Raw genomic sequence first — 13595 nt, 5'->3', positions numbered from 1 at the left:
CCGACGACGATTTTGTGTCGGGCGTGTCTCCAGGGGCGCCGCCGGCCGGAGAAGAGTCGTGGACTATCTTGAAGGGGGAAAATGGCGCACCCGACAGGATTCGAACCTGTGACCTCTGCCTTCGGAGGGCAGCACTCTATCCAGCTGAGCTACGGGTGCGTCGGCCGGCGCGACGCCGGAACAGGCCGCTTACAGCATGGCGCAAGCGGCCTCAATCCCGAATGCGCGGATGACGACCGGATGGCCGCCATCAATCACCGACAAAGAAGGCCGCCGGCCTCAAGCAGCGCGATGCGCGATAGGCCCAAAAAGAATGCAGTAGGGCGCTCGCGCCCTACTGCGCCGTCATGCCGCCGTCGATCTTGAACTCGGACCCCGTGACGAACTTGGATTCGTCGGACGCCAGATAGAGAACGCAGTAGGCGACGTCGTCCGGTTCGCCGATCCGCTTCAAGGGAATGCCACGCGAGAGGCGCTCGTGCGCCTTGTCCTCGTCCCCGCCGGCCATGGCGATGAAGGGATCCAGGATCGGCGTCTTGATGAAGACGGGATGGACCGAGTTGCAGCGTACGTTCCATTCGGCCTTGGCGGCCTCAAGCGCCAGGGTCTTGGTGTACATCCAGACCGCCGCCTTGGTGGCGTTGTAGGCGCCCATGCCGGGGGCGGCCGCGAGCCCTGCGATCGAGGAGATATTGATGATCGAGGCCGGAGCCGAGGCGCGCAGATGCGGCATGGCGTGTTTGGCGCCCAGCATGATGGAGCGCAGATTGATCTCGTACTGACGCTGCCAGTTCTCGATCGTGTCCTGCTCGACGAAGGCCAGGGGGCCGCCAACGCCGGCGTTGTTAACCAGCACCGACAGGCCGCCGAGATCGGCGACGGCGGCGGCGATCACACCTTCCCATTCGGCCTCGCTGGCCACGTCGTGGGCATAGGCGAAGGCGGCGTCCAGAATTTCCGCATTGATCCGGCTCGCCAGGGCCTGAGCGCGTGCGGCGTCGATGTCGGTGACGGCGACGCGGGCGCCTTCGCGGGCCAGCATGAAGGCCATGGCTTCGCCCAGACCGCCGGCCGCGCCGGTGATCAGGGCCGTCTTGCCGGCGACGCGGCCGGGACGCGCGGCGCCGCTCACGACTTCACCCCCATGCCGGCCGCGGCGTCGTCAATGAAGCGGGCCAGGGTCACGTCCTTGTCCGTCACGCCATCGGCGTCGTGGGTCGTGAGCAGGATCTCGACGCGGTCGTAGACATTCGACCATTCGGGATGGTGGTCCATCTTGTCGGCCATCAGGGCGACGCGGGTCATGAAGCCGAAGGCGCCGTTGAAATCCGCGAACGTCAGCGTCCGCGTGATGGCCGGGCGATCGCCGTCATGCGCGCGCCAGGCGGGCAAATCCTTCAGCGTTTCCGCTACGTCAAGCCGTGTCTTGGTCATCGCGTTTCCTCTTTTTCTTTGGCGTAGGGCGCCTGATGGATGGCGGCAAGCGGCGAAGCCGCGCGGATCCGTCCAGGGAACCCATGGTCAAGCTTGTGCATTGATCGAGCAGCGATCGTCGCTCTTCGGCGTCATCGGTCGCCAGCGGGGTTAGGATGGAAAATCTCTGGATCGCCGCCCTGGATGCGGCCGACCGCAAGCGGATCGAACCGCATTTGAAAGAGCGCGAGATCACACGCGGCCAGATGCTCTATGACGCCGGCGAGGCGGTCGATCAGGTGTGGTTTCCGATCAAGGGCGTGGTGTCGCTGATGACCATCCTGCCGGATGACAAGATGGTGGAGACGGCCGCCGTAGGGCGTGAAGGCCTGATCGGCGTGACCTGCGGACCGTTCAACGCCCGCGCCGCCAGTCGGGCCATTTCGCAACGCGACGGGATCGCGGCCCATTGCTCGGCCGAGGTGTTCGGCGAGGCGCTGGAAGACAGCGAGACTCTGCGCTCAGCCCTGTCGCGCTTCACCGAAGGCTTGATGGCGCAGGTGCAGCAGGCGGCCGCCTGCAACGCCCAGCACCGGCTGGACGAACGGTTGGCCCGCTGGCTGTTGATGCTTCACGACCGGGCCGAGGATGACCGGATCGATCTGACGCAGGCCGATATCGCCGGTATGCTGGGCGTGCGTCGCGCCACGGTGTCGGAGGTCGGCACGGTGCTGGAGCGCAAGTCCCTGATCCAGCGGGGACGTGGCTGGGTCAAGGTGCTGGATCGCGACGGCCTGGAGGCGGCGTCGTGCGGCTGTTACGGCCTGATGCGCGACGTGATGAAGGATTTGAAACTGCCGCAGCCCGAAGCGGCCTGATCGGGTGTCTCATTGGATGACGGGGGCGCTGCGACGCGCTAGACGACGACTATGACCGACGCCTCCTCCCACGGCCCGCATTCGTCGGGTGATCGTTCTTCCTTCGGCTTTCGCGACGTGGATGCGCGCGAGAAGGTGAAGATGGTGCGCGGGGTCTTCGATTCCGTCGCCTCCAACTACGACGTGATGAACGACCTGATGAGCATGGGCGTCCACCGCATCTGGAAGGACATCGCCGCCGCCAAGCTGAACCCGCGTCCCGGCGAGACCATTCTGGATGTTGCGGGCGGCACCGGCGACATGGCGCGTCGCTATTCCAAGATGGCGCGCGCAGCCCAGGAGCGGCGCGGCGGCGAGGACGCCAATGTCATCGTGCTGGACTACAACGCCGAGATGATCCTGGCGGGCGTCCACAAGGGCGGCGAACCGGAGATGCAGTGGAGCGTCGGCGACGCCATGAACCTGCCGCTGCCGGACGCCTCGGTCGATGCCTATTCGATCAGTTTCGGCATCCGCAACGTAGCCCATATCGACAAGGCTCTGGCCGAGGCGCGCCGGGTGCTGAAGCCGGGCGGTCGGTTCCTGTGCCTGGAGTTTTCGCGCCCCACGACCACGCCGATCCGCAAGGTCTACGACGCCTGGTCCTTCCACGCCATTCCGCGCATCGGCGGCTGGGTCGCCAAGGATCGCGACAGCTATCAGTATCTGGTCGAGAGCATCCGTCGCTTCCCCGATCAGGATACGTTCAAGGGCATGATCGAGGACGCCGGCTTTTGCCGCGTGTCCGTGACCAATCTGTCGGGCGGGATCGCCGCCATCCATCATGGGTGGGCGATCTGACCAGCCGGATCTATCGCACGGCCCCGCCGCCGCCCGCGACGGTCGCGGTCCAGAACCCGGTTGCGTCCTTCCTGCGCCTACTGGGCTGGCTGTGGGTCCTGGCGCGTCATGACGCCCTGATCCCGCGCGAGGTGACCCATCTGCTGCCGGCCTGGACGCGGCCGTTCGCCCGGTTCGTGCAACTGTTCTCAGGTCGGGCCGGGCGTCAGGGGCGGCCGGGCCAGAGGCTGGGCAAGGCGTTCGAGCATCTGGGCCCCGTGGCGATCAAACTGGGTCAGGTCCTGGCGACGCGCGCCGATATCTTCGGGCTGAAATTCGCGCGCGATCTTGGCCGGTTGAAGGACGCCCTGCCGCCGTTCTCTCTGGAAGAGGCGCGTCGCGAGATCGAGAAGTCGCTGGGTCGTCCGGCCGAAAGCCTGTTCATAGACCTCAGTCCGCCGGTCGCCGCCGCCTCCCTGGCCCAGGCGCACCGCGCGACACTGGCCGATGGGCGGGCCGTCGCGGTCAAGGTGCTGCGGCCGGGGGTCGAGCGGCGGGTCGCCAATGGCCTGGATTCAATGCGGCTGGCCGCGCGGCTCGTCTGGCGGCTCGTGCCGATGGCGCGGCGGCTGGAGCCGTCCGCCTTTGTCGAGACCATCGCCAACTCGCTGGATCTGGAGCTGGACATGCGGCTGGAGGCCGCCGCCGCCAGCGAGATGGCCGAGGTGTTGGCCAAGGACGGATATATGTCCGCGCCGGCCGTGATCTGGGACGGGGTGGGCAAGCGCGTGCTGACGCTGGAGTGGGCCCAAGGCGTGCCCATGACGGATCCGGCGCTGCTGGACCTGCCGGGACTGGACAAGGATCAGCTGGCCGACAATGTCGTGCGTGCCTTCCTGGTCCAGGCGTTGGACCATGGGGTGTTCCACGCCGACCTGCACGAGGGCAATCTGTTCGCCAGCGCGCCGGCTCATCTGACGGCGATCGACTTTGGCATCGTCGGGCGATTGGGACCGGCGGAGCGGCGCTATCTGGCCGAGATTCTGTGGGGCTTCATCAGCCGCGACTACGACCGGATTTCGCGCGTGCATTTCGAGGCCGGCTACGTCCCGCCGCACCACTCGGTCGAGACCTTCGCCCAAGCCCTGCGCGCCGTCGGTGAGCCGGTGATCGGCCGTGCCGCCAGCCAGGTGTCGATGGGCCGGCTCCTGGGCCAGTTGTTCGAGATCACCGCCCTGTTCGACATGCGGCTGCGGCCCGAACTGATCCTGCTGCAAAAGACCATGGTCTCGGTCGAGGGCGTGGCGCGCCGGCTGCAACCCGATCACGATCTGTGGAAGGCCGCCCAGCCGGTGGTCGAACGCTGGATCCGCCGCGAGCTGGGACCGCAGGCCCAGGCGCGTGACGCGATCAACGAAATGATCGCCGCCGCCCGCGCCATCTCGCGCCTGGTTCAGGAGCCGCCGCGCCCGGCGGCGGTGGTCATCGAAAAGTCGGGAACTCCGGCTTGGGTGACGGCTTCAGTCACGGTCGCGGTCATCGCGGCCCTGGCGGCCCTGGGCCTTTCGCTCTGGCCCTATCTGACCTGACCGGAGCTTTCGCTATGAAGCCGACCTTGATGAAGACCGCTATCGCCGCCGCCGTGCTGCTGGCGCCCGTGCCCGCCTTGGCTCAGGCCGCCGCCGGCGCCGTGCCGAACGGCTTCGACCGCCCGGCTCAAGCCGCAGCGCCTCAAGCCCGCCCCGCCGCTGCGCCCGCAACGGCGTCCGCCGCCCAGGCTCCCGACATCGCCCGTTCGGAAGAGGCGCTGCGCGCCGTGATCGCCAGCGCCCAGGGGACCGGTTTTGACTATTCGGATTTCACTACCGGCCTTGGAACCCAGATCCGTCAGCAGGAGGCGCAGGTGGTCCCGCTGCTCAAGGGCTTCGGCGCCGTCAAGACGGTCGAATACGTCAAACAGGAAGGCGAGGCCCAAATGTTCAAGGTCACCTTCGACAATCAGGTTACCGAATGGCTGATCGGCTTCGACGCCGAGGACAAGATCGCCGCCCTGCTGTTCCGCCCGGCCGAGAGCTGATCGTCAGTCCAGCGAAGGCTTGCCGCGCCCCGACTTGATCGAGGCGCGGGTCGTCTTGGCCTTGAGGCGGCGTTCCTTGGACGCCTTGGTCGGCCGGGTCGGCACGCGATAGACGGGACGGATCGAGGCCTCGTCGACCATGGCCTGAAGCCGGTCGATGGCGTCGGCGCGATTGCGCTCCTGGGTGCGGTGACGCACGGCGGTGATCAGGATCACGCCTTCCAGCGTCAGCCGGCTGCCGGCCAGCTTCATCAGCCGCGCCTTGACCGGATCGGTCAGCGACGGCGAGTTCTTCACATCGAACCGCATCTGAACGGCGGTCGACACCTTGTTGACGTTCTGCCCGCCAGGACCGCCCGCGCGGTAGAAGTGAAACTCCAGCTCGTCCTCGGGGATGACAGTGGTCATGTCGCCGCCTTGCGCGCCTTGACCACCGCCTGATCCAACGCCTGCAAGAAACGCGAACGGTCAGCGGCCGAGAACGGCGGCGGACCGGATGTGGCCACGCCCATCGACCGCAGATGCTCGCCCACCATCCGTCCGGCAAGGGCCGAGCCGATGGAGTCCGGGGTGAAGGGCTGGCCGTTCGACTTCAGCGCCTGTGCGCCCGACTTCAGACAGCGGTCCGCCAAGGGGATATCGGCGGTGATGACCACGTCGCCTACGCCCGCCCGCTCAGCGATCCAGTCGTCGGCGATGTCGGGGCCGGCGTCCACCACCACCTGTTCGATCAGCGGCTCGCGCGGAACCTGCATCCAGGTGTTGGAGACGACATAGGTCTTCAGCCCATAGCGGCGTGCGACGCGATACACCTCTTCCTTCACGGGGCAGGCGTCGGCGTCGATGTAGAGCACGGTGGGCATGGGCCTGACCTAGCGCGGACGCGGCCAATGAAAAAGGGCGGGACCGTCCGGCCCCGCCCTTTCCGTTCAGACCAAAGCGGTCCTCAGTTGCGATAGGCCGGCGGCATCGGCGTCTGCTGGCGATAGCGGTCGCGCAGCATCAGCGGGCGGCTGGTCAGGGGCTGTTCGACGCCATTGACGAAGACGGCCGACGGCTGGCTGAGCGGCTCCAGCGGATCGCCAGACCAAACCACCACGTCACCCGCTGCGCCCGGCGCGATCTGGCCGAACTGACCGGCCATGCCGAAGATCCTGGCCGGATTGACCGTCAGGGCGGCGATGGCTGCGCTATAGGGCAAGCCGTGCGAGACGGCGTTGCCCGCGTTGTAACGGGCCTCGCGTGCGCGGTGGGTCGAGCCCTCGTTGCCCTTGATCGCGATGACGACGCCCGCCGCGTTCAGAGCCGCTGCGTTTTCCGCCCGCGCCGCCCGCATCTCGAAATCGCTGGGCAGGTTGGAGATGGGGTTCAGCAGCACCGGCACGCCGGCTGCGGCGATGTCGCCGGCGACCAGCCAGCCTTCCTCGGCGCCGTCCAGGATCAGTTTGATCCCTTCCTCGCGCGCCAGGCGCAGCACCTGCTGAATGTCCGAGGCGCGGTGGACGGTCACGATCAGCGGCATCGTCCCGTTGGCGACGGGGATCAGAGCCTCAAGATCGGCGCGCGACAGGCTGAGATCGCGCAGGCCTGCCCGCTCATAGGCCGACTTGTTGCGGGCATAGAGGCGAACCTCCGACAGCGTCTCCTTGAACAGGACGAACTGCGCCCCGCGCGCGCCGCCGGCGATATTGGCGCCCGCTTCGCCGAAGGGGGCGACCATGGCCACGCGCGGCTTGACCAGGATGTTTGAGCCCTGGCCCAGATTGATGATCGCCGCCTGACCCGCGAACAGGCCCGGCGTCTGATAGCCGCCGTCGCCGGCGCCGGCCGTCTCGTCCTCATGGACATGGCCGCCGGAAGAGCCGGGATGCTGGGGCACGACGATGGCGCGGGTGATGCCGCCCAGCCGCGCGACCGGCAGGGTGAAGGACCAGGGGTCCAGGCCGTAGGAGATGTCGAAGGCGGCGCTGAGTGTATTGGCGCTGTTGCGCAGCTCATTGGTGCCGCTGACCGAGCCGACTTCGGTCCCGGCCAGGCCGGAATCCACGGCGACGAAACCGGGCGCGACGGTCTTGCCCGCCGCGTCGATGACGCGGGCGCCGGACGGCGCGCCGCCCGAGCCCACCGAGACGATCTTGCCGTCGCGCATGACGACCGTGCCGTTTTCGATCACGGAGTTTCCGGTCAGGATGCGCCCGCCGACGATGGCGACGGTTTCCTGCGCCATCGCAGGGACGGCGAGAGACAGGGCCGCGACGGCGCCCGCGAGGATGTGAGACAGGCGCATCAGCGGGCTCCTTCCGTGACGTTGGCGGCGGTCAGGCCATAGCCCGGCTGACCCAGTTCGAAGTCGCTGGTCGGCTGATAGGCGGGGTTGCTGCGATCAAAGGTCAGGGCGCCGTCGATGAAGACCTGATCGGCGCGGGCGTAGATCGAGAAGGGATCGGCGCTCCAGATCACCACGTCGGCGCGTTTGCCGGGCTCCAGCGACCCGGTCTGGTCGGCGATGCCGATGGCCTTGGCGGCGTTGGAGGTGATCCAGCCGATGGCGTGTTCTTCGGAAATATTCAGCCCGGCGCGGCGACCGGCCGACAGGGCGGCGGCGGCTTCCTGGTTCAATCGCTGGGTCAGCTCGGCGTCGTCGGAGTGGATGACGGCGCACGATCCCTGTTGGGCGTCCACCAGGGCGGCGTTCTCCTCGATGGCGTCCAGCGCCTCCATCTTGAAGCCCCACCAGCCGGTCCACATGGCCGCGCAGATGCCGTTGGCGGCCAGTTGCGGCGCCAGCTTGTAGGCCTCGGTCGCGTGGTGGAAGGTGGTGATGCGGTAGCCGAACTCCTTGGCCATATCCATCATCAGCGCCATCTCGTCGGCGCGGTAGCAGTGGTTCTGGATCAGGATCGACCCGTCCAGAACGCCCATCAGGGTCTCGTTCTGCAGGTTGCGGGTCGGGGCGGCGCCTTCGCCGTCCTCGCGCCACTTGTCCCATTTGGCCTTGTAGTCGCGCGCGGCGATGAAGGCGGCGCGATAGCCGGCCATATTGCCCATGCCCGTCGCCGGGCTCTGGTTGCGCCCGCCATAGACGCGCGACGGGTTCTCGCCGCAGGCCATCTTGACCGTATAGGGCGCAGCCGGGAACTTCAGCCCTTGCATGGTGATCGAGGGCACGTTGCGGATCGTGACGCCGCGTCCGCCGAACAGATTGGCCGACCCGGGCAGGATGTGAAGCGTGGTCACGCCGCCGGCGCGGGCGGTGTTGAAACCAGGGTCCTGGGGCCACAGCGAATGTTCGGCCCAGACCTGGGCGGTGTTCGGGCTGGTCGCCTCGTTGCCGTCGCTCATGCCCGAGACGCCGGGCGATGGATAGACGCCCAGGTGGCTGTGCACGTCGATGACGCCGGGGGTGACATAGCGGCCGCGCGCCTCGACAACGCGATAGCCGGAAGGGACGGGGGTCGAGGCGTCGCCGACGGCGGCGATCTTGCCGTCCGTGACCACGACCACGCCGTTCTCGATCTTGCGATCCGTGCCGGTCAGGACGGTGGCGCCGACCACGGCGAAGTTCTCGCGCGGCAGGGGCTGATAGGTGGAGGGATAGGGATCCAGCGTCGTCGCGGGATCCAGACCGGCGGCCAAGGTCCGGTCCTTTGACGGTTTCGCGGCCGTATCATCAGGGGTCGAGCCGGTGGTGGCGCAGGCCGACAGGCCCAGCATGGCGCATGTAATGGCCGCGAGGCTGACGCCCCGCAGATGATGTCCGATCATCGAAATCCCTCTCCCGCGAAGCGTCAGCCCCGACGCCGCTTACGATGGGCATAGAAGGGCGTTCGGCCGCGACCGTCAAAAGGTTTCGGCGTTCGTCTTCTGGACGCTAGTTCTGGACGCTTTGGCCGGCGACGGCTAACGGCAGACGCATGAACGCCGATGACCGTCCCGAGGACGAAAACCCGCATCTCGACCGCCCGCTGCGATCGTTCGGCCGCATCAAGGCCCGCCCCATCAAGCCCCGCCAAGCGGCGCTGATGGAGACCCTGCTGCCCGAGATCGCCGTGCCCGATCCCAAGGCCGGGCCGCTGGACCCCAAGACGATGATGCCCGAGGCGACCGAGGTCTGGCTGGAGATCGGTTTCGGCGGCGGCGAGCACATGGCCGCCCAGGCGGCGACGCGGCCCGACGCCCTGGTGATCGGCTGCGAGCCCTTCCTGAACGGGGTCGCCTCGGCCCTGCGTCACGTGGAAGAGGGCGGACTGAAGAACGTCCGCATCCATGCCGACGACGCGCGCGACCTGGTCGACGCCCTGCCGGACGCCTCGGTTGACCGGGTGCTGATCCTGTTCCCCGACCCCTGGCACAAGGCGCGCCACAACAAGCGCCGCCTGCTGCAGGACGAGACGGCCCAGGCCTTCGCACGCATCCTAAAGCCCGGCGGGACCCTGCGCTTCGTCACCGATTGGCTGGACTACGCCGAATGGGCGCTGGAGCGGCTGAATCGCACGCCGGGACTGGAGCGAATAGGTCCAGCCTATCAGGACTGGTTCGTCCCACCCGCCGATCACGTCGTGACCCGCTACGAAGAAAAGAAGCTTGGCGACACCACCCCGGTCTTCCTTGAATATCGGCGCGTCGATTAGCAGCTAAGGGGCCGTTCCAACCGGACCTGACCTCCATGGCCTTTTCGATCTACGACGCCTCGGCGCCCGTCTTCGTGCGCACGCTGAACAATCTGTCGGCCTTGCTCGACAAGGCGCTTGCCCAAGGGTTCGATGAGGCGGCCCTGATGGAGGCGCGTCTCGCCCCGGACATGAACCCGTTCCCAGCCCAAGTGCGCACGGCGGCGTTCTCGGCGCGGGCCTGCGTCGCCCGGCTGGTCGGACAGGACTGGCCGAAGACCGACGATACCGAAGCGTCGTTCGCCGAGCTGAAGGCCACTATCGCCCTGTCCATCGCCTATATCAAAAGCGTGCCCCGCGACGCCTTCCAGGGCGCCGAGACGCGCGAAGTGGTGCTGAAATTCCCCGGCGGGCAGCACGAGTTCAACGGCGTCGATTATCTGACCGGGTTTGCGCTGCCGAACTTCTTTTTCCACGTCACCATGACCTACGCCCTGTTGCGCGCGGCGGGTGTCGAGATCGGCAAGCGCGACTATCTGGGGCCGCGCTGACGGCGGGCTTGATCGCGGGGGGCTGACAACCCCTTTCGGTTGGCCTATATGGCGCTCACATCGTTAGACCGGCGTCCAACGGCGTCGTTCCAAGCGGCGGCCCGGACGGACCGCCGCTTTTGTTTTGGATACTCGTCGCTTGCGCGCAAGAACCGCCCAGGATCGCCAGCTGCTGGACCTGATCGACCCCATCGCGGAGTCGTTGGGCCTGGATGTCGTGCGCGTGCGCCTGATGACCGGCTCCAAGCGCCAGCGCCTTCAGATCATGGCCGAGCGCCCGTCCGACCACGACATCTCGGTCGAACAATGCGCCAAGCTGAGCCGCGCGGTGTCGGAAGTGTTCGACGCCGCCGACCCCATCCCCGGCGAATATATGCTGGAGGTGTCGTCGCCCGGCATCGACCGGCCCCTGACGCGTCCCATCGACTTCGACCTGTTCGAGGGCGAGGAGGCGCGTCTGGAAACCGACCGGATGATCGAGGGCCGCAAGCGGTTCAAGGGCGTGCTGGCCGGCTATGAAGACGGCAACGTCCTGATCGACCTGGACGGCGAGGACGACACCGCCCTGATCCCCTTCGACTGGCTGAGCGACGCGAAGCTGGTCCTGACCGACGCCCTGATGAAACGGGGCGCCGCCATTCGCGCCGCACGCGGCGAACCCGAAGACGACGGCCTTCCCGAAGGGGAAGGCTCCGACCTGACAACCGACACCACGACCCCTTCTGAGGACAACGCCTGATGGCCGTCACCGGTATTTCCGCCAACCGCCTCGAACTGCTGCAGATCGCCGAGGCTGTCGCCCGCGAGAAGAACATCGAGCGCGAAATCGTCATCGAGGCGATCGAAGAAGCGATCCAGAAGGGCGCCAAGTCGCGCTACGGCGCGCACCACGACATCCGCGCCAAGATCGACCACAAGACCGGCGAGCTGTCGCTGACCCGTCACGTCACCATCGTCGAGGACGACTGGATGCCGGAAGACGAGCTGGAAGAGTTCAACGACAGCGCCATGGTGCGCTTGAAGGACGCCTCCAAGCGTGATCCCGAGGCGGTGGTCGGCAAGGAATATGTCGAGAACCTGCCGCCGTTCGAGTTCGGTCGTGTTCAGACCCAGATGGCTCGCCAGGTCGTGACCGGTAAGGTCCGCGAGGCCGAGCGCGCCAACCAGTACGAAGAGTTCAAGGATCGCGTCGGCGAGATCGTCAACGGCACGGTCAAGCGCGTCGAGTACGGCAACACCATCGTCGACCTGGGTCGGGGCGAAGGCGTCATGCGCCGCGATCAATCCATCCCGCGCGAAGTGTTCAACATCGGCGACCGTATCCGCACATACATCTACGACGTCCGCCCCGAGGCCAAGGGCCCGCAGGTCATGCTGTCGCGCGCCCACCCCGGCTTCATGGCCAAGCTGTTCGCCCAGGAAGTGCCAGAAGTCTATGACGGCGTGATCGAGATCCGCGCCGCCGCCCGTGACTCGGGCTCGCGCGCCAAGATGGCCGTCCTGTCGAACGACAGCTCCATCGACCCCGTCGGCGCCTGCGTCGGCATGCGCGGCTCGCGCGTTCAGGCGGTCGTCGCCGAACTGCAGGGCGAGAAGATCGACATCATCCAGTGGAATCCGGACGAGCCGACATTCATCGTCAACGCCCTGGCCCCCGCCGAAGTCTCCAAGGTCGTGCTGGACGAAGAAGCCGGTCGCGTCGAAGTGGTCGTGCCGGACGAGCAGCTGTCGCTGGCCATCGGCCGTCGCGGCCAGAACGTCCGCCTGGCCTCGCAACTGACCGGCTGGCAGATCGACATCATCACCGAGGCTCAGGACTCCGAGCGTCGTCAGCGCGAGTTCGCCGAGCGCACCGGACTGTTCCAGGAAGCCCTGGACGTCGACGAAGTCATCGCCCAGCTGCTGGTTACCGAAGGCTTCGCCACGGTCGAAGATCTGGCCTACGTCGATCCGTACGAAGTGTCCGAGATCGAAGGCTTCGACGAAGAGACCGCTGAAGAGCTTCAGGCCCGCGCCCGCGAATATCTGGACAAGAAGGCCGCCGAGCTGGACGCCAAGCGCGTCGAACTGGGCGTCGAGGACGGCGTGCTTCAGGTGCCGGGCGTCACCCTGCCGATCGCCGTCGCCCTGGGCGAAGGCGGCGTGAAGACGGTCGAGGATCTGGCCGACCTGGCCACCGACGAAATCCGCGGCGGCTATGAGGTCAAGAACGGCGAGCGGGTGAAGGTCCCCGGCGTGCTGGAAAGCTTCAACCTGGCGCAAGAAGACGCTGAGCTGCTGATCCTGCAGGCCCGCGTCGCCGCCGGCTGGATCGATGCTTCGGAACTGCCGCAGCCCGAGCCGGAAGAGTACGAAGACGAGGGCGATTACGCCGAGGGCGAATACGATCCGGATCAGGTGTTCGGCGACGCGCCCGCCGAAGACGACACGGCCGAGGGCGAAGAGTCCGACGCCGAACCGTCGAACGCGTGATGGGAGACCTGGCCACATATGAGCTTGCGCGACGCAACGATCGATAGGGAACGCCGGGACCTCGTCTCTCACGAGGTCATGGACGAATCTCGCCTGATCCGTTTCGTCGCCGGGCCCGATGGCCAGGTGGTCCCCGACTTGGGCAGGAAGCTGCCCGGACGCGGCCTGTGGGTCGAAGCCAGTCGCGCCTCTGTCGAGGCGGCGGTCAAGAAGAACGGCTTCACCCGCGCGGCCAAGACCAAATTGACCGCCCCGGCCGACCTGGCCGATGTCGTCGAACGGCTGCTGGCAAGGCGCTGTCTCGACCAGCTGGGTCTTGCCCGGCGCGAAGGCGTTCTTATATCCGGCTTCGAAAAAACCGCGGCGAGCCTGCGTGCAGGCAAGGCCGCCTGGGTGCTGGAAGCCGCCGACGGCTCGGCCGACGGGCGCGGAAAGATCCTCGCCCTGGCCCGTCATCAGACCGCCAAGATCTGCGGCGCGTTCACGGCGGACGATTTGAGTTTGGCCCTTGGGCTGGAAAATGCGATACACGCCGTCCTGCTTGCGGGCGGACGCGCCGATCGGTGGACCATCGAGGTCGAACGATTGGCTGGATTTCGGCCGCTTCGCCCCCCTCACTGGGACGTTTCCAGTGTCGAGGACGGATCGGCGGGAGCACCCCCTACAGGGGCGAGTTGAGGATTTTAGCGGCCGAGGGCCTGTCTCCAAGGGCGGAGACGGGCTCACGGTCGTTCATGGGTATTAGATGAGGACGGCGGGCCTTTCCGCCCCGAGT

15 protein-coding genes and 1 tRNA gene are annotated in these 13595 nt (G+C 67.0%); 9 read left to right on the top strand and 7 right to left on the bottom strand.

Annotation, left to right across the window (positions count from 1 at the left end):
- Positions 1–82: 82 nt before the first annotated feature.
- The 3 genes from ASF81_RS13615 to ASF81_RS13605 form a co-directional block, all read right to left on the bottom strand.
- Positions 83–159 (bottom strand) — tRNA-Arg (locus ASF81_RS13615).
- Positions 160–334: 175 nt separating this feature from the next.
- Entirely contained in the window at positions 335–1132 is a 798-nt protein-coding gene (locus ASF81_RS13610) for an SDR family oxidoreductase (protein ID WP_055809495.1), read from the bottom strand.
- On the bottom strand, positions 1129–1434 hold the full coding sequence (locus tag ASF81_RS13605; RefSeq protein ID WP_082503578.1) for a 4a-hydroxytetrahydrobiopterin dehydratase: 306 nt from the start codon (positions 1432–1434) through the stop codon (positions 1129–1131). Before ASF81_RS13605 ends, ASF81_RS13610 begins: the two co-directional genes overlap by 4 nt.
- A gap of 155 nt (positions 1435–1589) precedes the next feature.
- On the opposite strand from ASF81_RS13605, the gene ASF81_RS13600 reads away from it, so the two are divergent.
- Genes ASF81_RS13600 through ASF81_RS13585 form a run of 4 tightly spaced genes read left to right on the top strand, consistent with a single transcriptional unit; the run spans position 1590 to position 5187 of the window.
- On the top strand, positions 1590–2291 hold the full coding sequence (locus ASF81_RS13600; protein ID WP_055809492.1) for a Crp/Fnr family transcriptional regulator: 702 nt from the start codon (positions 1590–1592) through the stop codon (positions 2289–2291).
- A gap of 51 nt (positions 2292–2342) precedes the next feature.
- Positions 2343–3131 carry a class I SAM-dependent methyltransferase gene (locus ASF81_RS13595; RefSeq protein ID WP_055809488.1) on the top strand — a complete coding sequence of 263 codons (789 nt, stop codon included), beginning with the start codon at positions 2343–2345 and terminating at the stop codon, positions 3129–3131.
- On the top strand, positions 3119–4699 hold the full coding sequence (gene ubiB, locus ASF81_RS13590) for a 2-polyprenylphenol 6-hydroxylase (protein ID WP_055809484.1): 1581 nt from the start codon (positions 3119–3121) through the stop codon (positions 4697–4699). Before ASF81_RS13595 ends, ubiB begins: the two co-directional genes overlap by 13 nt.
- Positions 4700–4728: 29 nt before the next feature.
- Positions 4729–5187, top strand: a complete 459-nt coding sequence (locus ASF81_RS13585) for a hypothetical protein (RefSeq protein ID WP_235559373.1) — start codon at positions 4729–4731, stop codon at positions 5185–5187.
- 3 nt (positions 5188–5190) lie between these two features.
- Here the strand turns inward: ASF81_RS13585 and arfB are convergent, their stop codons facing one another.
- The 4 genes from arfB to ASF81_RS13565 all read right to left on the bottom strand — a co-directional run bounded on the left by arfB (position 5191) and on the right by ASF81_RS13565 (position 8952).
- A complete protein-coding gene (arfB, locus tag ASF81_RS13580) occupies positions 5191–5595 on the bottom strand; it encodes an alternative ribosome rescue aminoacyl-tRNA hydrolase ArfB (protein WP_055809476.1) in 405 nt (134 codons plus the stop codon).
- Complete coding sequence (locus ASF81_RS13575) at positions 5592–6050, bottom strand: YaiI/YqxD family protein (protein ID WP_055809473.1); 459 nt, start codon at positions 6048–6050, stop codon at positions 5592–5594. The genes arfB and ASF81_RS13575 overlap by 4 nt, the downstream gene beginning before the upstream one ends.
- An 83-nt stretch (positions 6051–6133) precedes the next feature.
- Positions 6134–7474, bottom strand: a complete 1341-nt coding sequence (locus ASF81_RS13570) for an amidohydrolase family protein (protein ID WP_055809470.1) — start codon at positions 7472–7474, stop codon at positions 6134–6136.
- Positions 7474–8952, bottom strand: coding sequence for an amidohydrolase (locus ASF81_RS13565; RefSeq protein WP_055809467.1), 1479 nt, complete (start codon positions 8950–8952; stop codon positions 7474–7476). The genes ASF81_RS13570 and ASF81_RS13565 overlap by 1 nt, the downstream gene beginning before the upstream one ends.
- Before the next feature lie 149 nt (positions 8953–9101).
- On the opposite strand from ASF81_RS13565, the gene trmB reads away from it, so the two are divergent.
- The 5 genes from trmB (at position 9102) to ASF81_RS13540 (ending at position 13498) form a co-directional block, all read left to right on the top strand.
- Entirely contained in the window at positions 9102–9818 is a 717-nt protein-coding gene (trmB, locus tag ASF81_RS13560) for a tRNA (guanosine(46)-N7)-methyltransferase TrmB (protein WP_055809464.1), read from the top strand.
- Positions 9819–9853: 35 nt separating this feature from the next.
- The gene (locus tag ASF81_RS13555) at positions 9854–10348 is read left to right on the top strand and encodes a DUF1993 family protein (protein WP_055809461.1); all 495 of its coding nucleotides are present in this window, start codon (positions 9854–9856) and stop codon (positions 10346–10348) included.
- Between the two features lie 139 nt (positions 10349–10487).
- On the top strand, positions 10488–11087 hold the full coding sequence (gene rimP / locus ASF81_RS13550; RefSeq protein WP_055809459.1) for a ribosome maturation factor RimP: 600 nt from the start codon (positions 10488–10490) through the stop codon (positions 11085–11087).
- Entirely contained in the window at positions 11087–12820 is a 1734-nt protein-coding gene (gene nusA / locus ASF81_RS13545) for a transcription termination factor NusA (protein ID WP_055809455.1), read from the top strand. The genes rimP and nusA overlap by 1 nt, the downstream gene beginning before the upstream one ends.
- 18 nt (positions 12821–12838) lie before the next feature.
- Positions 12839–13498, top strand: a complete 660-nt coding sequence (locus tag ASF81_RS13540) for an RNA-binding protein (protein WP_039247141.1) — start codon at positions 12839–12841, stop codon at positions 13496–13498.
- Positions 13499–13595: the final 97 nt, after the last annotated feature.

It is taken from the genome of Brevundimonas sp. Leaf168 (assembly GCF_001423685.1).
In the GTDB taxonomy this organism is placed as follows: domain Bacteria; phylum Pseudomonadota; class Alphaproteobacteria; order Caulobacterales; family Caulobacteraceae; genus Brevundimonas; species Brevundimonas vesicularis_C.
The sequence above is the reverse complement of the archived record's forward strand: the minus strand, read 5'-3'. Positions and strand labels throughout refer to the sequence as shown.